The following is an 18,149-nucleotide window of genomic DNA, read 5'->3' on the forward strand; positions in this document are numbered from 1 at the left end:
TCCCCGAGTGGTAAGTCCACTGTCGGAGGGGGTCCCTAGAATCAGCTCATGCCCCCCGAACCGCCGCTGGTCGACATCACCCGCATCTACTACGAGCCGGCGGCCGCCGAGCTGCCCCGCGGCCGGGAGGTGCTCGAGCGGTGGCCGGAGGCCACGCTCGTGGAGGTCCCCAGCCACTGGCAGATCCCGGAGCTGCACGGGGACGAGACCAACGTGCGGCGGTGGGTGCGGATCAAGCGCGAGGCCCTGGTCCTGGGCGTCAAGAAGTCACTGGCGGCGCGGCCCAACGGCCGGTCCGCGGACTTCATCGCGCCGTCCACGGCCAACGGGTGCGCCATGGCCTGCGCCTACTGCTACGTGCCGCGGCGCAAGGGCTACAGCAACCCGGTGACGGTCTTCGCCAACATCGAGCAGATCACCGGCTACCTGGACCGGCACATCCGCCGCCAGGGCGCCAAGCCGGAGCCCAACCAGTGCGACCCGGCCGCTTGGGTCTACGACCTCGGGGAGAACAGCGACTGCTCCGCGGACGCGCTGTTCAGCGACAACGTGCACGACCTCGTGGACCTGTTCCGCCGCCATCCCACGGCCAAGGCCTCCTTCGCCACCAAGTACGTCAACCGGGAGCTGCTGGACTGGGACCCGCAGGGACGGACGCGGGTGCGGTTCTCGCTGATGCCGGAACGACTGGCAAAACTCACGGACATCCGCACGACCCCCGTGCCCGAACGGATCGCCGCGATCGACGACTTCGTGGCGGCCGGGTACGAGGTGCACGTGAACTTCTCCCCGGTGATCGTCACGGACACGTGGCTGGAGGACTGGGCGGAGCTCTTCGACCAGCTCGACGCCGGGCTGGGTGCCGCGGCCAAGGAGCAGCTCGCCGCGGAGGTCATCTTCCTGACCCACAACGCCCAGCTGCACGAGGTGAACACGCAGTGGCACCCCAGGGCCGAGGAGGTGCTGTGGCGCCCGGACCTCCAGGAGGCGAAGCGGTCGCAGAACGGGGCCCTGAACGTGCGCTACCGGTTCCGGGACAAGCAGCACTACCTGGAGCAGTTCCTGGACCTGCTGCAGCACAGGCTGCCGTACTGCGACGTCCGGTACGCGTTCTGAGGGACCCCCGGATCAGGCGACCCGGGGTTGGTAGCCGTCCGAGGGCCGGGAGACCGTGGTCAGCAGGAACACCGAGTCCTCCAGGGCCTCCACGGAGTGCTGGGAGTCGGTGAGGGACAGCAGCTCCCCGGCGGCGAGCTCCTCGGCGAGCTGGCCGCGCTTGAGCACCCGGACCCGGCCGCGCAGCAGCTGGAGCGTCGCGGCCGGCGGGGCCACGTGCTCGGCGAGCTCCCGCCCGGCGCACAGCGCCATGACCGTCTGCCGCAGGACGCCGTCGTGGACCACGAGCTCCGCGCTGTGTCCGCTGCCGGACGCGCGGGCCCGCTCCAGGTTGGCGCCGGCGAGGTCGTCGAGGCGGGGCATGGGTCCTCCTGGGGCGTCGGCCGGACGGGTCAGAGCAGGGCGCCCTCGAGGCGCAGCAGGTACTCCTTGCGGGCCATCCCGCCGGCGTAGCCGGTGAGCCGGCCGTTGGCGCCGACGATCCGGTGGCACGGGACGAGCAGGCTGACGGGGTTGCGGCCGTTCGCCGCGCCCACCGCCTGCGCCGCCTTCGGGGCGCCGATCGTGCGGGCGAGCTGCCCGTAGGTGCCGGTCGTGCCGTACGGGACCTGGGCCAGGGCGTGCCACACGCGCACCTGGAACGGGGTTCCGTGCAGCACCACGTCGGCGTCGAACTCCTGGAGGCGGCCGGCGAAGTACGCGTCGAGCTGCTCCCGCACGTGCGGGAGCACGTCGTCGTCGCGCGGGCCGAAGGAGTCGGGGACGGGCCCCTCCCGGGCCCCCTCGACGGAGAGCGCCGCCAGCGCTCCGTCCTCCTCGACGAGGGCCAGCGGTCCGATGGGTGACTCCACCAGGGCGTGGCGGCGGGCGGCCGTGGTGGAGGGTGCCGGGCTCAGTCTCAGTCCCATGGAACGAGTCTACGTCGGACGCAGCTCGTCCCGCGGGGCACGGGCCAGGCTGTAGGACGGCTCCCGCAAGTGGCAGGTCCACTCGTAGTTCTCGGCGCCCACGGGGACGTTGAGCAGGGGGTCGAAGCGTTCGTCCTCCCCGAACGGTGCACCCGGGCCGAGCTCCACGGCCCCGAAGCGCTGCCACGGACCCAGGGGGGTGGCCCAGTAGAGGCCGAGACGCCACGGCTCGGCGGCGACGGAGGCCCGGAAGCGGTCGGGGCGGGCGGGGAGCCGCTCCGCGCGGGGCTCGGGGTGCGCGGCCACCAGGACCGGGCCGCCCAGGCCGCGGTAGGGCATGAAGGACGCGAACGCACCGTCCGGCACGTGGCGGTGCAGGGTCGGCACGAAGCGGGAGAGGCGCCCGTTGCCGGCGGTGGCGAGGAGGATGTCGGCGCGGCCGTCGCTGCGGCCGTCGATCTGCCCGGAGGGCGGCACCGGGCAGCGCAGGGCCAGACCGAGGATGTCGGGCCACCCGTGCGGGAGACCGGCGGAGCGGGAGAAGCGGGCGCGCACGGGGTCGTCACCGGCCTCGTCGATCCAGCGGATGCCGCTGGACCCGCCGCCCGTGCGGGTCAGGACGCCTTCGAGCCCGACGCCCTCGGAGTGGATGGGCCGTTGCGGCCGGAACTGTTTGAGCAGGACGAACGGCACGCGGAGTGCGGAACCGAGCAGGGCACTGATGGGGGCGGTCGTCATGGGCACACGGTACCCGGGGTGCGCGCCCGGGGCCGCAGCGGATGCGCGCCCCGGCCGGCGGAGGCGTCCGCCGGCCGGGGCGGCACCGGTACGGCCCCGGCCCCGCCCGGCGCTGCGGGTGGGGCCGGAGCCGGGCGGGGCTGCGGCCGGCTCAGGCCTGCGCGAACGGGTAGTCCGTGTAGCCCTCGGCGCCCTGGGAGTAGAAGGTCTGCGGGTTCGGCACGTTCTCCGGGAGACCCTCCGCCCAGCGCCGGGCCAGGTCGGGGTTGGCGATCGCGGGGCGGCCGACGACGACGCCGTCCGCCACGTCCTCCTCGAGCAGCCGCACGCCCTCCTCGCGGCTGGTGGGGGTCCCGAAGCCGCTGTTGGCGAGGAAGACGCCCCCGAAGGCGCGGCGCAGTCCCTGCACCAGCTCGCCCTCCGGCTCCCGGTGCAGGACCGAGAGGTAGGCGAGCCCCAGGTCGGCGAGGCCGGTCGCCAGGGCGGTGTAGGTGGCCACGACGTCCTCGTGCTCCAGCTCCCAGGCGTCCTGGATGTTGTGCTCCGGGGAGATCCGCAGGCCGACCTTCTCCGCGCCGATCGCGTCGGTCACGGCCTGCACGACCTCGATCACGAAGCGCGCACGGTTCTCGGGGGTGCCGCCGTACTCGTCGGTGCGCTGGTTGGCGCCCGGGGCGAGGAACTCGTGCAGCAGGTAGCCGTTGGCGCCGTGGATCTCCACGCCGTCCATCCCGGCCTCGACCGCGTTGCGGGCGCCCTGCACGAACGTCTCGACGACGCCGGGCAGCTCCTCGGCGGTCAGCGCGTGGGGCACGGGCAGGGCGGCCTTGCCGCGGTAGGTGTGGATCTCGCCCTCGATCGCGACAGCGCTCGGCGCGACCGGCTGGGAGCCGCCGTTGAGGTCGGGGTGGGAGACCCGGCCGGCGTGCATGACCTGCATGAAGATCCGTCCGTCGGCGGCGTGGACGCTGTCGGCCACTCGCCGCCAGCCCGCCACCTGCTCCGGGGTCTGGATGCCGGGCTGGAAGGAGAAGCCCTGCCCGACCACGTCGGGGTAGGTGCCCTCGGTGACGATGAGGCCCATCGAGGCGCGCTGGGTGTAGTGCTCGACGTTGAGCTCGCCGGGAACCCCGTCACGGCCGGAGCGCATCCGGGTCAGCGGCGCCATGACGAGGCGGTTCGGCAGCTTCAGGACACCGAGATCGAGCGGGGTGGTCAGGGAGGACTTCGGCACGGGGAGACCTTTCATCAGGGAACTGGTTCTTTCCGTGTCAACGGGATTCCCGCCGCAGTTATTTTCGTCTCCGGTGTCTGATCCCTCACATTCCTGCCCGCGGCCTCCGCGTCGCGGGAGTGACGGCCCCTTGCGGGACCGGCAGCTGCTCCTGTCCTGCGCGCGAGCGGCCGTAGCCGCGCGGTGTGGCGCCCAGGACCGACCGGAACTCGCGGGTGAGGTGGGACTGGTCGGCGAAGCCCAGCTCCGCGGCGAGCGCGCCGAGGTCCCCGGCCGGGTCCGCGCGCATCCGTTCGGCGGCCTCCTGGAGCCGACGGCGGCGCAGCAGCAGCTGCGGCGGCATGCCCACGAACCGGGCCGCGAGCCGCTGCAGCGAGCGCACGGACACGTGCAGCTCCCGGGCCAGGTCCTCCGGGCTGCGCGCCCCGGCGCCCGCCTCCACGAGGTCCACCATGCGGTTGGCCAGGACGCCGTCCCGCACGGCGTCGCCGGACACCGCCGCCGCCCGGGCCCGGGCCCGGACATGGTCCACGAGCAGCGCCGCGGCCCGTTCCCGCCGGGCAACGGGGTCCCGGCCCGGCGCACCTCCCGCCATGGCCTCCAGCACGGCGCGGTGCAGGCCCGGCGCCTCGAGCGGCGCCGACGCGTCTAGCAGCCCGGCCGGGGAGTCCGTGAACAGCAGCACGCCCGCCGGGCGCAGCAGCGCGCCGACCGCCCAGCCCCGCCCGCTCAGCACCCGGGTGGAGGCGCGGGTCGTGGGCCCGTGCAGCGCCACCCCCTCCGGCTCGACCACCACGTTGCTCGCCGGATAGCCCAGCACCAGCTGCTCGACCCGCTCCCCCGGCGGCAGCTCCCACTCGGGCACCCACAGCTGCCGGACGAGGTGGGCGACGTCGTCGGGCGCGGGGAGGCGCGTCACCGTGGCCCGCGGTCCCGGGGTGAGGTGGCCCCGCGTGGTGGGCGGCTCGCTCATGCCCCGAGCGTAGCCACCGCCCCGGCGGGCGTGGCGGAAATCTTCAAGACCGCGCCCCTCCCGCTCCCTAGGCTCGGGGCATGAGCACAGAGCACAGCGTCCGCGGCGTCACCGGGACGCACACCACCGACGGCACCCCGCACGGGTTCACGTCCCTCACCCCGTTCCTCGCCGTGGTGGACGCCGCCGCGGCGATCGACTTCTGCACCCGCGTCCTCGGGGCCGTCCTCGTCGACCGGACCGACATGCCCGGCCCGGACGGGACGCCGGTCGTGGTGCACGCGACCCTCGACCTCGGCAACGGGCGCCTCCAGCTCGGCGAGGCGAACCCGGCCTTCCACCTCGTCCCGCCGCCGGACGGGGACGACGCGTGCTACTCGCTGGGCCTCTACGTCCCCGACGTCGACGACGTGGTGGCACGCGCCGTCGCGGCGGGCGCCACGGTGCGCGAACCGGTCAGCACGTTCGTCTCCGGGGACCGGTACGGCAGCATCCGCGACCCCTTCGGCATCCGCTGGTCGATCATGACGCGGGTCGAGGACCTCTCCGACGAGCAGAGCAGCGCCCGGGTGGCCGAGTGGGCGGCCTCCTTCGGCCAGGACTGATGACGGCGGCCCGTCCTCGGTCCGCCGCGCTCAGGCGGGGGCGAGAAGCTCCAGGGCGATGTTGTCCGGGTCGCGGAACTCCAGGATGTGGCCCACGCCGATGTCCTTGATCCCGCCGTGGGCGACCCCCAGGTCGTCCAGCACGACGACGGCGTCCTCGAGGTCGATCCTCGACGCCACGCCGAAGCACAGGTGGTCGAGCCCCACCCGGTCCTCGTCGTGGCGGTCCGCACCGGGCGCCACCGGGCGCAGCCCCAGCAGGCCCCCGCCGAACCGGTAGATGACGCCGCCGAACAGGAAGGACAGCTGGTCCTTCGTCCGCTGGTCGGCGTCGGCCGGAGGGGCCTCGAAGGCGGTCTCGAAGCCGAAGACGGCGTCGTAGAAGGCGCGGGAGCGGTCGATGTCGGTCACCGTGAGGCGGACGTGGGCGAAGTCGGCGGCATTGATGGGCACAGTGCACTCCTGGGTCGTGAGGGTCGTGCTCCGGTCGGGGTGCCCCGCCCCGGGTGAGATCGGCCGGGCCCGGCACCAGGACTCGCACTCTACGGGGGCCGGCCGCGGTGGGCGAGGGCTCACCCACGCCGTGCGGACCGGGTCCGGGCCCCGCGTGCGGGCTCCTCAGCACCGCGCGCGGGACCCGGTCCCCGGGACGGATCACCGCTCGCCGACCCTCCAGCCCGCGACCGGCGACCACCAGCACTCCCTTGGTGTCCCGGGGATCCCCCGTACGACCCAGACAACCACCGCGTGCTGAAGAGGGCCTGAAACGGGCGGCCGCGGCGGCGCCACCGCGGCTCATCCCCGCAGCCGCAGCAGCGCCCTCGTCGTCGCGTCCCCGTACCCGCCCCCGAACCGCACGGCGTGCACCAGCAGCGGCGGGAGCTGGTACCACGGCACCCGCTCCTCCCAGCCGGGGGCGAGCGGGTGCTCCGCGTCGTAGGCGGCCAGGCACTCCTCGCCGAAGCCGCCGAAGAGCAGCATCATCGCGATGTCGACCTCCCGGTGCCCCCAGTACGCCGACGGGTCGATCAGCCAGTTCCGCCCCTCGGCGTCCACGAGCCGGTTGCCGGCCCACAGGTCTCCGTGCACGAGGGTCGGCGGCTCCTCCGGTCCGGCGAGCTCACGGGCCCGCGGTGCGAACTCCTCGAGCAGGTCGGCGGCACCCGGATCGATCCGGCCGGCTCCGACCGCGTCCCGCATCAGCGGCCGGATCCGCCGGTCGAGCAGGAACTGCGCCCAGTCCTGCGTCGGGGACAGGTCCACGTCGAAGGAACCGATCCGTCCGGGCAGCTCCGGGACGAGCGCGCCGAAGGCCTCTCCCTGCGCGCGGTGCAGGGCCGCCAGTCCCCGGCCGAACTCCTGCTCGGTCCCGCCGCGGCCCGGGCCGGGAGCCTCCTCGACCCACTCGAGGACGATGCCGGCGTCCGTCCAGCGCACGACCTCCGGGACCCCGAGGAACTCCGGTGCGTGCTCCCGCAGGGCGTGCAGCCCGGCGACCTCCACCGCCATCATCCCGGCGGGCGGGTCCGCCATCGTCTTCGCGAACAGCGGCCCGCGGGCCGTCTCGAGGCGGAACGCGGCCGCGGTGTCGCCGCCGCCGATCGGTCGCGCCCGTTCGACGCCGAGGCCGTGCGTGAGGTCAGGGGGCAGGTCCGGGGAAGTCATGCCTCCCGTTCTACTGCATGACGGGGCCGTGGTGCCCGGGAACGGCGTGCCGGGAAACCGGGACGCCCCAGCAGCGGCCCGGCCGCTCCTCGCTCACGGCGTTGCGGGCCCGCAGCGGTCCGCGCACTCGCGCACCCGCGCCACGAGCTCCCGCGCCGCCGGGTCCTGGTCGAACTCGTCCACCACGAGCCGCCGGACGTCGGAGCTCTCCTGGACCTCGATGACGTAGGTCTGCTGGTCGGCCGCGCCGCCGGGGGCCGTCGGGGCGGCCGTCGAGAGCCGGTGCGTGCGGACGGTCTCGAACAGGTCGAGGAGCTCGTCGCGCTGGGGCTCGGGCAGGGCCTCCGTCTCGAAGACCCGCTCCGCGGCCAGACCGGGGAAGAAGGCGAGGCCTCCCTCGACGTGGTAGCGCACTCTCGCCATGGTCGGCACCGTCCTCTCCTAGGACGCGGGCGGCCCGGGCCGGCGCCGCACAAGGATGCCGACGCGCCCGGGTGGGATCAGTTCCCGACTATACCCGCGGCGCCCTGGCGGGTCAGGTGCCAGCACCCGTCCGCCCCCGCGAACGTGGACATGGCACCGGTGGCGACGTCGCCGACGAGTGTTCCCGCGTACTGGGCCGGCCCGTCGTCGAAGCTCAGCAGCAGCGTGCCGTCCTGCTGGTGCCACTTGCCCGCGAGGTCGCCGTTGAACGACCCGTCCTGGTGGAACGTCAGGACCGCGCGCGTGGAGGAGTCCGTGCAGCCCCAGCTGTAGTGCAGCACCCACACGTCCGCGACCTGCTCCGCGACCGGGACGGTCTCCGCGGTGACGCCCACCTGCTCCCAGGCGTCCTCCACCACTTCCCGTTCCGCGGGTCCGTACAGTGCGGCGGCGTGCTCGAGCGTGAGCCGCGCGAAGTCCTTGAACTGCGCGGTCCCGCGCAGGCGCCGCAGCTCGGGGTCCCGCATCGCCGCGTACCAGATCCGGCCGCCCTTCTCCCAGGTGTAGCCGCCCAGCCCGGTGGCCGCCAGGTGGAAGGCCCGGTTGGGGATGCCGGAGTTGATGTGCACACCGCCGTTATCGCTGAGCGTCTCCACGTAGCGGGACATGTGGTCCGGCTGCGGGTCCTTGCCCAGCACGGGGTCGTCGAAGGCCGTTCCGGGCGCCTTCATCGAGCGCAGGCCGACACCGTTGACGGCGCTCGTGAGCAGTTCGGCCCCGATGATCCAGTCGGCCTCCTCCGCGGTCTGCCGGGGAACGGCCACGTACTGCTTGACCATGGCCCCGACGACGTCGGAGAAGTGCTCGTTGAGCGCCCCGGACTGGTGCATGTACAGGAGGTCGGACTCGTGCGTGGTGACGCCGTGGGCCAGCTCGTGGCCGATGACGTCCACCGCGGCGGTGAAGCGGTTGAAGTACTGGCCGTCCCCGTCCCCGAAGATCATCTGCCGGCCGTCCCAGGCCGCGTTGTTGTACTTGTCCTGGTAGTGCACGGTGGAGATCAGCGGCATGCCCGCGTCGTCGAGCGAGTTGCGCCCGAAGACCTCCTGGAGCAGGTCGAACGTGGCCCCCAGTCCGTCGTACGCCTCGTCGACGGCGGGGTCGCCGTTGGACGGGTCGCCCTCGGAGCGCACCAGGGTGCCCGGCAGCGCGCCGGTGTTGTCCGCCGTGTGGACCGCGCGCTCCTTGTGGGCTGTCGCCTGCGCCGCGACGCCCGCCGTGGTGAGGTCGACGATCAGCCGTTCCGCCCGCACGGTCGTGTCCACGGACAGGGCGGTGAGCGCGTTCCTGCGGGTCCGGTCGTCGCCGTGCACGGCCATGTGCTCGTGCACGAACGGCGGAATGACACCGCAGAAGGTTCCGTGTGCGTGGTTCATGGTGCTCTCCTCCCGAGGTGTCCGCATCAGATCCGGTTTCCCGCGGCGTCCAGCGCGCCGGAGTCCGCCCCTCCGGGAGGCACGCCCCGCCCGGCGACGTCGGCGGGCTGGCCGGCACCGCTGTCCGCCTGTTCCGTCCCGCCGGCGGTGCCGCGCTCGACCAGGTACCAGCAGCCGCTCAGGGAGCCGTCGAAGGTGGACATCGCGCCCGTGCCCACGTGGCCGGAGACCGTTCCGCCGTACTGGGCCGGGCCGTCGGCGAAGCGGAGCAGCAGGATCCCGTCCTGCTGCCGCCAGGAGCCGGAGAAGCCGCCGCCGGAGAACGTGCCGTCCGCCCGGAAGTCGAGGCTCGTGCGCCCGTGCTCGCCGGTGCAGCCCCAGCTGTAGTGGAGCACCCACGTCCCGGAGATCGTCACTGTCCTGCCCCTCTCCTCGTGCCGTGCGGGGCTGCCGGGGTGGTCACCGGTCGGAGGACCTCGCCACGCTCGGCATCACCGCGTCGCCGTCGCGGTCCTGGACGTCCGTCCGGGACCGTTCACCCGTTCGTCGGCGGGGCCGGGAACCGCTGTGCACCGATCGTGCCACGTGGATCGGACGCCCCAACAGGCGCCGCGCGGGTCAGCAGCCGGCGCCCTGCGGATTCTGCAGGCAGTCGTCGGCGTAGTTGCGCACCGTCGAGCGCCAGACGCTGATCGGCACGGGCGCGCTCACGACGTCGTTCAGTCCGGCCACGGGAAGCCACGGCCCGCCCGCCACGGAGTACTCGCCGTAGAACCAGGTGGTGAGGGTGACGGCGTAGTCGCCCGTCTCGGCGTAGACGTGGCTGGTGTCGGTCTCCACGTCCCACGCCCCCTCCTCCAGCGGGGCGCCGCTCAGCTCGGTGGGTCCGAGCGCGCTGCCGTCCCCGTAGTCCCAGGCGTACTGCACCGGAACGGCCCGCACCTGGACCGGGAAACCGCCCAGCTCGGTGGCGAACTGCTGGGGCTGGGCCTCCGCGTAGACGTTGGTCGTGTACACCCCTACGGCGTGGAAGTCGCTTGATGCTCAACATAGCAATCTCCAACGCATCCGCAGTGCAGCATCTGTCCCGCGCAGGGAGGACGCTCCAGTTTATAAGAAGCAACTACCAGGACGTGGATTCGGAATTTTGAAACGCCCCTCCCCGCAGATTCTAGGAAATAAATGAATGTTGCCCCCGGAGCCAGGCTTTAATTACGGACTTCCAATAAGGATGCGTGTTGTTGACAAGCAACATAAAATCACTGTTTGCTAGTATCGATTGGGCTTCACTCCTACTAGAACCCCATCGAACTTCCTTAAATTCGTAAACCTCAGAGGGAAGAATCTTACGGGAGTACTCAACATTAATTAGCAACACAACGGCGATTAGCGCAGAGGCTGACTTACTGTAGTTTATACGATTCATCGAATCGTTTCCCACAGTTGCGCGATAAACAAGATCCAACGCAAACTCTAGGTCAAGCTGAGCACGCTCCTTTTCCCTCTTAGAAATTGGTTGCAATTTGAATCCCCCAGCTAGAATAGTGTCTTTGACTAATCCCAACAGAGCTTCCGCGGGACCCTCCTCGAAAATATAGTAGTCACCATAAAGCCTTGGAAAACGCATGGCACTGTCACACGCCAATAACCCATACCCACTTAAGTGGAAAGGATTGGAAAATGCACCTTGGGCTTCGAAGTCCCTAAGAGTAAAAAATGAAAGAAGGCGATCAGGGTCCCGCAACGTTTCCACAGATTCCATCTCCGTAAGGGCGCCTGCAGATACGGCAACCAAGCTAACCTCCGGATTATTCTTGACAAAATTTTTATAAACGTAAGAGTTTTCACGGATGTTTTTTCGAGCGCTATCCGACCAGAGTCGGCATGTAGCGTCATTTATATACTCGAAAATGGAAGGAGCGCTGATTTCTCCAAGAGCTCCTAGCAGGAGCATGAGGCGAATAGAAGATGCGCTTACTTTACTATCTGGGGAGCGAACTGACACAGCTAAAGCTTCAATAGTGTATCTAACAATAGGAGTTCCATGAAGGGTGCTGTTTTCAACCAGAGACTTTAGTGCGTCAATGTTGGCATTGAAAAAAGCACTCTGGCGACTCACCTCAAGCACGGAACGCTCTACTACAAGTCCGCAAAATTCCTTGATGAAAGAATCCGAAACAGTAGCAAATTTGAGGCATCTAGAAACAAAAGTAAGAACGTTTTCGCGTTTTTGATACTTACGGTCTCTTTTATCGCGAACCATCTTTTCCAGTGTCAATTGAGATCCCATATCGACACCTTTGTCTTTAATCTGCACAGCAAGTTGGGCAACCATATCCCATTCTGCTACAGATATGTGAGGGAGGAGAAAATTGGCTAGTTTACCTGGATCTAAGTACTTCTTGCAAATGTGATATGCAGCGAAGTATTCGAGGAACGTACGATGCGTGAATTTGAGTAGTTTTTGTCCTTTTTCTTCTCCCGCCTCACACAAGACCCATGCACGACCGGAGCAAAAATCGACAAATTCTTCGGCAGCTTTTTCACGCTCCTCGGAATGCTCAAACGACCGGTCCTCTAAGTAGGTCTGCAAGTTTCTGACTATATCTTGTCGACCCATAATGGTGTCATGGCCAGACTCCAGATACATGGAGTACGCGAGAAACTGAAGGGCGGAATCGACATACTTTTTCACCGCAAGAGGCACAACAATACTTCGATGCCCATCCCATTTTTCGAACAACATTTTCGCGCATTTTTCCAGAACTTCAGGTCTGTTTTGAGGGATATAGTGCTCGCCACGATAAATCATGCACATTAAAGATAGCATTAAAGGATTTGATCTAAGATCTGACACTTCGTGGCTTTGGGCCATAAAATCAGCGGCGAGAATTCCCGGCTCATTGTCATAGTCACTAGATTGCGTTTCAAACCATTGCTTAACGTATTGATGGGTCGACTTAGTGTCAAAAGACCCAACGATAAAGGCATCAAATACTTGGGGGTCGAGAGGTGCTTCCTCGTACCCAATTCTTCTAGACGTCACCAATATATCGGCATGCGGATAGCTTACACTGAATATTTCGACGCGATCTCTAACCTCTCGCCTATGATTAGAGTCAATTAGTTCATCAAGTCCATCAAAAATGACACAAGCGTTGCCGTCCGAAAGTATTGACTCTAGAGCATTTATCGAAAGTGCCGTACCATACCGACTTGACAATTGTTCAGCCATGAATTCGGTGATAGAGCGTTCATTCTCTAAGTCTTTGTGTGCATATTCCCTTAATACGACAATAAATGGTATTCTACGGTTCTTTTTAATCTCCTGATTTATAAGATATTGACTGAAAGTCGTCTTTCCAGCACCAGGGTCGCCCATAATGACAGTACGATGAATGTTCTCAAGCATCCATTCCGCTGGTATTTCATGATGTAGCCGTTCCACGCCTTGATACCGCTTGAATCTAGGAGGAACATATAGACGATCAATTTCGATGCGGTGGTTGACTGAAAAATCGGGTGTTTGAATGTTTTTATATTTTGTTCGACAAGCTTTAATATATTTTGGAATCCATTCGTGGATCATTTGATCCAACTTTTCCTGTTTTTTTAGATCCGTTAATCTTGCGGCTCTTTCAGGAAGATGCTCCATAACGCTAAGAATAGCCGTTTCTCTCCACTCCTTTTGCAGAATGGCATAAGATGTAGGAGACTGTTGCTGTATTTCTAGAACGGCGCGTTCAAACGCATTTTCAAAAGTTTCGTATACAGCATCTGAGATGTCCGGGCAACGGTTCGAATTCAGTTTGTCGCCGACAATTCCGCCTATGGTTGCCCGTAGCGATTCCCGCAACACCTCTTCGTGGTTAAGACTCATACCAACAAGCTTCGCTGTGAACATTTCGCGAGCTATTGTTATTACTCTTCTATTGGTCGGCAATTGCCGGAGGAGATGTTGGCCCTCTTCCGTATCCAATAGAAATGCGAGTGAGTCGGCACCTTCCGCCCATGCCTCTGATTCTGTTGGATTTTCGGTTAGCTGCGTTATGACGTCTAAGGTGAGCCCTTTGCGTCTATTAGCCGCTTTATTAATCGTCCATAGCACTGCATCTTTTACAATGGGGTACAGAAAAGATCCAATAGTTGAGCCTGAAATAATGTCCATATCAACCTGTCTATCGTCTTTGACTTATACCAAAAATCAATGATGCGCCCCCACAAGCATTTTCTTAAGCACTGCGAAGGCTCTGTATTCGATGTCCTTGTTCTCTGTTTATTCGATTCTATAGGACCTTTCATTGCTTTTCATGGTGTATACCTGTTTGCCCGAAGCCATTGACACTTTGGGATGGCGGAGATGCGGCCATCGAGTCATAACGTCATGCCGACCAAAAGGGTGTTATAGTCACTGCAACCCAAAGGCTCTGACGTGCAGGGAGGTGATGATGACCACGCAGATCGTGGCGCTGGCCGTGTCGACCGTCATCTTCGCCGCCCGGGACACCGGCCCCGACGGCCGCAAGGAGCTCTGGCTGCCCCTGGTGCGCCGCATCCGCGACCCCTTCCGGGGGATGTGGGCGCTGCCCGGCGGGCCGCTCCAGGAGCACGAGGACCTCGAGGCCTCCGCCGCCCGCTCCCTGCACCTCACCACCGGCCTGCAGCCGGGCTACCTCGAGCAGCTCTACGCCTTCGGCGGGCTCACCCGCTCGGCCAACGCCGAGGAGCGCGTGGTCTCGATCGTCTACTGGGCCTCGATCCGGGCGGACCAGACCTCCGACCTCCACGCCGACCTCAACGTCACGTGGATGCGCGTCTCGGACCTGCCGCCGCTGGCCTTCGACCACAGCGACATCGTGGACTACGCCCTCTACCGGCTGCGCAACAAGATCACCTACAGCCGCGTGGCCCACTCCTTCCTCGGCGAGGCCTTCACCCTGGCCGACCTGCGGGAGGTGCACGAGGCGATCCTCGGCACCGCCCTGGACCCCGCCAACTTCCGGCGCCAGGTGCTGGCCTCCGGCGCCGTGCTCGACACCGGCACCCGCCTGGAGGGCACCCGGCACCGCCCGCCCCGGCTCTACCGCTACAACTCCGACCTCGACCTCGCCGACCGCACCCCGGGCGGCCGCAGCACCCAGGAGCAGACATGACCTCCGTCGCCACCCGCATCGACCTGCTGACCGAGAAGCCGGCGAACCTGCCCGGCACCGCCCCCGCGACGAGCACGTGCAGCAGCACCCTCGGGACGAGCCCGTGGGACTTCGCCCCCACGGTCTCGGCCGGCTACGGCCCCGGCGCGTCCCAGGACGACGCCGTGCCCGCGGGCTCGCCCGCCCAGCCGGTCATCCCCGACGAGTACCAGCACGCCTCCGCGGAGGAGCTCGACCGCCGGATCAGCGCCGCCAAGGCGACCCTGGGCGACCGCGTGGTGGTGCTCGGCCACTTCTACCAGCGCGACGAGATCGTCAAGCACGCCGACTTCCTGGGCGACTCCTTCCAGCTGGCCCGCGCGGCCCGGAGCAGGCCGGAGGCCGAGGCCATCGTCTTCTGCGGCGTGCACTTCATGGCCGAGACCGCCGACATCCTCTCCGGCGACCACCAGTCCGTGATCCTGCCCAACCTCGCCGCCGGGTGCTCCATGGCGGACATGGCGGACGAGGACTCCGTGGAGGAGGCCTGGGAGCAGCTCATGGACGTCCTCGGGGAGACCGGCGAGAACGGCCTGCAGTCCGTCCTGCCCGTCACCTACATGAACTCCTCCGCGGCGCTCAAGGCGTTCTGCGGCCGCCACGGCGGCATCGTCTGCACCTCCTCCAACGCCACCACCGTGCTGGAGTGGGCGTTCGAGCGCGGGCAGCGGGTCCTGTTCTTCCCGGACCAGCACCTGGGCCGCAACACCGCCAAGGCCATGGGGATCCCGCCGGAGCAGATGCCCCTGTGGAACCCGGCCAAGGACCTGGGCGGCAGCACCGCGCAGGAACTGGCGGACGCCAAGGTCATCCTGTGGCACGGCTTCTGCTCGGTGCACCGCCGCTTCACCGTGGCGCAGATCGAGCAGGCCCGGGCCGAGCACCCCGGCGTGCGGGTGGTCGTGCACCCGGAGTGCCCCATGCCCGTGGTCGACGCCGCCGACGAGTCCGGCTCCACCGACTACATCCGCAAGGCGGTGGAGGCGGCCGAGCCCGGCAGCACCTTCGCGATCGGCACCGAGATCAACATGGTCAACCGGCTCGCCGACGAGCACCCCGAGCACAGCATCTTCTGCCTCGACCCGGTGATCTGCCCGTGCTCCACGATGTACCGGATCCACCCCGGCTACCTGGCCTGGGTGCTCGAGGAGCTCGTGGCCGGCCGGACGATCAACCGCATCCAGGTGGACGCCGGGACCGCCCGGGACGCCGAGGTGGCGCTCGAGCGCATGCTGGCGGCGCTTCCGCGGTGAGCAGGACACCGTTCCCGCGCGTGCTCGTGGTGGGCAGCGGCATCGCCGGGCTCACCACCGCGCTGGCGGCCGCCGACCGCGGGCTCGACGTGGTGCTGCTGAGCAAGGACCGCCTGGACGAGACCAACACCGACCGCGCCCAGGGCGGGATCGCGGCCATGACGGCAGGCCTCCCGGACGGCCAGCCCCGCGACGCCGAGGAGCTGCACGTCCGGGACACGCTGGGAGCGGGGGCGGGCACGTGCGACGACGACGCCGTGCGCGTCCTCGTGCGCGACTCGGCCGCCGCGATCACCGCCCTGGTGGAGCACGGCGTCGCGTTCGACCGCGCCGACGGGCCGGGCTCCCCCTGGGTGGAGGGCCTCGAGGGCGCCCACTCCGTGCCCCGCATCCTGCACGCCGGCGGGGACGCGACCGGCCGGGAGATCCAGCGCGCCCTCGTCGCCGCCGCCCTCGCCGCCGAGACCACCGGCCGGCTGCGGATCCTGCGGCACACCATGCTCGTGGACCTGGTGACCAGCCCCGGCCGAGGCGCCGTGGGGGCGCTCGTCCTCGACGGCGACCGGCCGCGCCGGCTCGCGGCGGACGCCGTGGTGCTCGCCACGGGCGGAGCAGGACAGCTCTATCCGCACACCACCAACCCGGCGGTGGCCACGGGCGACGGCATCGCCGCGGCCCTGCGCGCCGGGGCCGCCGTGACGGACCTCGAGTTCGTCCAGTTCCACCCCACCGCGCTCGCCGCCCCGGGCTGCTTCCTGGTCTCCGAGGCCGTCCGCGGCGAGGGCGCGGTGCTGCGGGACGGCACGGGCCGGCGCTACCTGACGGACGTGCACCCGCTGGCCGAGCTCGCCCCGCGCGACGTCGTGGCACGGGAGAACGTCCGCCGCTCGCTGGCCCAGGGCGGCCGGCCGGTGCTGCTCGACTGCACCGGCATGACCGGCCCGGGCGGCACCGTCTCCTCGGGACGCAGCACCGCCGAGCACCTGGCCCGCCGCTTCCCCACGATCGACGCCGCCCTCCGGGCGCACGGGATGGACTGGGCCCGGGAACCGGTCCCCGTCACCCCGGCGGCGCACTATCTGATGGGCGGCATCGCGACCGACGACCGCGGCCGCACGAGCGTCCCCGGTCTCTACGCCGTGGGCGAGTGCGCGGCCACCGGCGTCCACGGCGCCAACCGGCTGGCCTCCAACTCGCTGCTGGAGGGCGCCGTGTTCGGGGCCCGCACCGCCGAGGCCCTCGCCGCGGACCTCCGGGCCGACGACGACGCCCGGCCGCACCGCGGGCCGGCCGTGGACGGCGGTGCCCTGCCCCTGCCGGAGGGCACCGAGGGGGACGTGCCCTTTGACCGCCAGGCGTTCCAGGCCGCGATGTGGACCGGCGCCGGGGTCCTGCGGGACGGGCCCGGGCTCGAGGCGCTGGCCGCCCGACTGGCGGGCCTCCGCCCGCCCGCAGCGCTGTCCCGCCGCGCGCTCGAGGACCGGAACCTGCTGACCGTGGGCCGCGCCGTGGTCGCCGCCGCCCTGCACCGCGCCGAGTCCCGGGGAGCCCAGTTCCGGGAGGACTTCCCGGCGCCCGACCCCGCTCGGGCCCGGCGCACCTTCTGGCGCAGGGAGCCGACGGCACCCACCACTGAACACCAGGACACGGCCAGTACATATGCGTACGGCGACATACTCGAGAGGATTCCCGCATGCTGACCCGAGCCGCCATCACCGAGGTCGTGGACCGGGGCCTCGCCGAGGACGCGCCCTGGGGCGACATCACGTCCGAGCACCTCATCCCGGCCACCGCCGTCGCGCGGGCCGAGCTCGTCGCCCGCGAGGCCGGGACCTTCTCCGGCGGCCGGGTCTTCGCCGCGACGTTCGCCGCCGTGGACCCCGCCGTGGCCGTGGAGCTGATTACCGCCGACGGTGACCCCTTCGCCGCCGGGGACACGCTGGCCGTGGTGACCGGACCCGCCCGCGCCGTGCTGACCGGAGAGCGCGTGGCCCTGAACCTCACCCAGCGGATGTGCGGGATCGCCACGCTCACGGCCCGCTACGTCGCCGCCGTCGAGGAGACTGTCGCCCGCGTGGAGCGGGCGGCGGACCTGCCCCCCGGCACGATCACCCGGACCCGGGTGGCGGACACCCGCAAGACCACCCCCGGGCTGCGGGCGCTCGAGAAGCACGCCGTGCTCAGCGGCGGCGGGCACAACCACCGGCACTCGCTCTCGGACGCCGTGATGGCCAAGGACAACCACCTCGCGCTGCTCACGGCCGACGGGACCGACCTGACCGGCGCGCTGCGGCAGCTGCGCCGTCGGCTGCCCCACACGGTGCACCTCGAGGTGGAGGTCGACCGGCTGGACCAGATCGAGGCCGTGCTGGCCGGGGGCGCGGACACCGTGCTGCTGGACAACTTCTCGGTGGACGACCTCGTGAGCGGTGTGGCGATCATCGACGGCCGCGCGACCGTCGAGGCCTCCGGCGGCGTGAGCCTGGAGACCGTCGGGGACATCGCCGCCACCGGGGTGGACGTCATCTCGGTGGGCGCGCTCACCCACTCGGCGCGCAACCTGGACCTGGGCCTCGACGTCGCCCTGGACGCCCGGACGGGATGAC

At 68.4% G+C, this 18,149-nt stretch carries 18 protein-coding genes; 6 read left to right on the forward strand and 12 right to left on the reverse strand.

Features of this window, described 5'->3' with window-relative positions; all coding sequences use genetic code 11:
• The first annotated feature begins 48 nt into the window (after window positions 1-48).
• On the forward strand, window positions 49-1,116 hold the full coding sequence (locus RE027_RS07225; RefSeq protein ID WP_368807579.1) for a spore photoproduct lyase family protein: 1,068 nt from the start codon (window positions 49-51) through the stop codon (window positions 1,114-1,116).
• Between the two features lie 12 nt (window positions 1,117-1,128).
• Here RE027_RS07225 and RE027_RS07230 read toward each other — a convergent pair whose 3' ends face one another.
• From RE027_RS07230 to RE027_RS07250, 5 genes are all read right to left on the reverse strand, one after another.
• Window positions 1,129-1,479, reverse strand: a complete 351-nt coding sequence (locus RE027_RS07230; RefSeq protein ID WP_368807580.1) for a cupin domain-containing protein — start codon at window positions 1,477-1,479, stop codon at window positions 1,129-1,131.
• A gap of 29 nt (window positions 1,480-1,508) precedes the next feature.
• Window positions 1,509-2,024: a methylated-DNA--[protein]-cysteine S-methyltransferase gene (locus tag RE027_RS07235; protein WP_368807581.1), complete on the reverse strand. Its 516-nt coding sequence runs from the start codon at window positions 2,022-2,024 to the stop codon at window positions 1,509-1,511.
• Window positions 2,025-2,033: 9 nt separating this feature from the next.
• Window positions 2,034-2,762 (reverse strand): hypothetical protein, encoded by a 729-nt coding sequence (locus RE027_RS07240; RefSeq protein ID WP_368807582.1) that lies wholly within the window; start codon window positions 2,760-2,762, stop codon window positions 2,034-2,036.
• Window positions 2,763-2,913: 151 nt separating this feature from the next.
• The gene (locus RE027_RS07245) at window positions 2,914-4,011 is read right to left on the reverse strand and encodes an alkene reductase (protein WP_368807583.1); all 1,098 of its coding nucleotides are present in this window, start codon (window positions 4,009-4,011) and stop codon (window positions 2,914-2,916) included.
• A gap of 70 nt (window positions 4,012-4,081) precedes the next feature.
• A complete protein-coding gene (locus tag RE027_RS07250; RefSeq protein ID WP_368807584.1) occupies window positions 4,082-4,969 on the reverse strand; it encodes an AraC family transcriptional regulator in 888 nt (295 codons plus the stop codon).
• Between the two features lie 80 nt (window positions 4,970-5,049).
• Between RE027_RS07250 and RE027_RS07255 the strand changes: the two genes are divergently transcribed.
• Window positions 5,050-5,574 (forward strand): VOC family protein, encoded by a 525-nt coding sequence (locus tag RE027_RS07255; RefSeq protein WP_368807585.1) that lies wholly within the window; start codon window positions 5,050-5,052, stop codon window positions 5,572-5,574.
• Between the two features lie 30 nt (window positions 5,575-5,604).
• Here RE027_RS07255 and RE027_RS07260 read toward each other — a convergent pair whose 3' ends face one another.
• The 7 genes from RE027_RS07260 to RE027_RS07290 all read right to left on the reverse strand — a co-directional run bounded on the left by RE027_RS07260 (window position 5,605) and on the right by RE027_RS07290 (window position 13,266).
• Window positions 5,605-6,027: a VOC family protein gene (locus RE027_RS07260; protein WP_368807586.1), complete on the reverse strand. Its 423-nt coding sequence runs from the start codon at window positions 6,025-6,027 to the stop codon at window positions 5,605-5,607.
• A gap of 342 nt (window positions 6,028-6,369) precedes the next feature.
• Window positions 6,370-7,239 (reverse strand): fructosamine kinase family protein, encoded by an 870-nt coding sequence (locus tag RE027_RS07265; protein WP_368807587.1) that lies wholly within the window; start codon window positions 7,237-7,239, stop codon window positions 6,370-6,372.
• Window positions 7,240-7,332: 93 nt separating this feature from the next.
• Complete coding sequence (locus tag RE027_RS07270) at window positions 7,333-7,662, reverse strand: protealysin inhibitor emfourin (RefSeq protein WP_368807588.1); 330 nt, start codon at window positions 7,660-7,662, stop codon at window positions 7,333-7,335.
• A gap of 77 nt (window positions 7,663-7,739) precedes the next feature.
• Window positions 7,740-9,098: a M4 family metallopeptidase gene (locus RE027_RS07275; RefSeq protein ID WP_368807589.1), complete on the reverse strand. Its 1,359-nt coding sequence runs from the start codon at window positions 9,096-9,098 to the stop codon at window positions 7,740-7,742.
• A 26-nt stretch (window positions 9,099-9,124) separates the two neighbouring features.
• Complete coding sequence (locus RE027_RS07280) at window positions 9,125-9,514, reverse strand: hypothetical protein (protein WP_368807590.1); 390 nt, start codon at window positions 9,512-9,514, stop codon at window positions 9,125-9,127.
• A 202-nt stretch (window positions 9,515-9,716) separates the two neighbouring features.
• Window positions 9,717-10,115, reverse strand: coding sequence for a PKD domain-containing protein (locus RE027_RS07285; RefSeq protein WP_368807591.1), 399 nt, complete (start codon window positions 10,113-10,115; stop codon window positions 9,717-9,719).
• A 154-nt stretch (window positions 10,116-10,269) separates the two neighbouring features.
• On the reverse strand, window positions 10,270-13,266 hold the full coding sequence (locus RE027_RS07290; RefSeq protein ID WP_368807592.1) for an NACHT domain-containing protein: 2,997 nt from the start codon (window positions 13,264-13,266) through the stop codon (window positions 10,270-10,272).
• Window positions 13,267-13,546: 280 nt separating this feature from the next.
• Between RE027_RS07290 and RE027_RS07295 the strand changes: the two genes are divergently transcribed.
• Genes RE027_RS07295 through nadC form a run of 4 tightly spaced genes read left to right on the forward strand, consistent with a single transcriptional unit; the run spans window position 13,547 to window position 18,148 of the window.
• Complete coding sequence (locus tag RE027_RS07295) at window positions 13,547-14,251, forward strand: NUDIX hydrolase (RefSeq protein ID WP_368807593.1); 705 nt, start codon at window positions 13,547-13,549, stop codon at window positions 14,249-14,251.
• Window positions 14,248-15,543, forward strand: coding sequence for a quinolinate synthase NadA (gene nadA, locus RE027_RS07300; RefSeq protein WP_368807594.1), 1,296 nt, complete (start codon window positions 14,248-14,250; stop codon window positions 15,541-15,543). The genes RE027_RS07295 and nadA overlap by 4 nt, the downstream gene beginning before the upstream one ends.
• Window positions 15,540-17,243: an L-aspartate oxidase gene (nadB, locus tag RE027_RS07305; RefSeq protein ID WP_368807595.1), complete on the forward strand. Its 1,704-nt coding sequence runs from the start codon at window positions 15,540-15,542 to the stop codon at window positions 17,241-17,243. The genes nadA and nadB overlap by 4 nt, the downstream gene beginning before the upstream one ends.
• Window positions 17,237-18,148 (forward strand): carboxylating nicotinate-nucleotide diphosphorylase, encoded by a 912-nt coding sequence (gene nadC / locus RE027_RS07310; protein WP_368807596.1) that lies wholly within the window; start codon window positions 17,237-17,239, stop codon window positions 18,146-18,148. Before nadB ends, nadC begins: the two co-directional genes overlap by 7 nt.
• Window position 18,149: the final 1 nt, after the last annotated feature.

It is taken from the genome of Kocuria sabuli (assembly GCF_040981185.1).
Lineage (GTDB): Bacteria > Actinomycetota > Actinomycetes > Actinomycetales > Micrococcaceae > Kocuria > Kocuria sabuli.

What these genes read in the sequence shown, in the direction of transcription:
- RE027_RS07275 (WP_368807589.1), bottom strand. Translation starts at nt 9,098, where the DNA reads ATGAACCACGCACACGGAACCTTCTGCGGTGTCATTCCGCCGTTCGTG.
- RE027_RS07225 (WP_368807579.1), top strand. Translation starts at nt 49, where the DNA reads ATGCCCCCCGAACCGCCGCTGGTCGACATCACCCGCATCTACTACGAG.
- RE027_RS07245 (WP_368807583.1), bottom strand. Translation starts at nt 4,011, where the DNA reads ATGAAAGGTCTCCCCGTGCCGAAGTCCTCCCTGACCACCCCGCTCGAT.
- RE027_RS07295 (WP_368807593.1), top strand. Translation starts at nt 13,547, where the DNA reads ATGACCACGCAGATCGTGGCGCTGGCCGTGTCGACCGTCATCTTCGCC.
- RE027_RS07265 (WP_368807587.1), bottom strand. Translation starts at nt 7,239, where the DNA reads ATGACTTCCCCGGACCTGCCCCCTGACCTCACGCACGGCCTCGGCGTC.
- RE027_RS07230 (WP_368807580.1), bottom strand. Translation starts at nt 1,479, where the DNA reads ATGCCCCGCCTCGACGACCTCGCCGGCGCCAACCTGGAGCGGGCCCGC.
- nadA (WP_368807594.1), top strand. Translation starts at nt 14,248, where the DNA reads ATGACCTCCGTCGCCACCCGCATCGACCTGCTGACCGAGAAGCCGGCG.
- RE027_RS07255 (WP_368807585.1), top strand. Translation starts at nt 5,050, where the DNA reads ATGAGCACAGAGCACAGCGTCCGCGGCGTCACCGGGACGCACACCACC.
- nadC (WP_368807596.1), top strand. Translation starts at nt 17,237, where the DNA reads ATGCTGACCCGAGCCGCCATCACCGAGGTCGTGGACCGGGGCCTCGCC.
- RE027_RS07270 (WP_368807588.1), bottom strand. Translation starts at nt 7,662, where the DNA reads ATGGCGAGAGTGCGCTACCACGTCGAGGGAGGCCTCGCCTTCTTCCCC.
- RE027_RS07250 (WP_368807584.1), bottom strand. Translation starts at nt 4,969, where the DNA reads ATGAGCGAGCCGCCCACCACGCGGGGCCACCTCACCCCGGGACCGCGG.
- RE027_RS07290 (WP_368807592.1), bottom strand. Translation starts at nt 13,266, where the DNA reads ATGGACATTATTTCAGGCTCAACTATTGGATCTTTTCTGTACCCCATT.
- RE027_RS07240 (WP_368807582.1), bottom strand. Translation starts at nt 2,762, where the DNA reads ATGACGACCGCCCCCATCAGTGCCCTGCTCGGTTCCGCACTCCGCGTG.
- RE027_RS07235 (WP_368807581.1), bottom strand. Translation starts at nt 2,024, where the DNA reads ATGGGACTGAGACTGAGCCCGGCACCCTCCACCACGGCCGCCCGCCGC.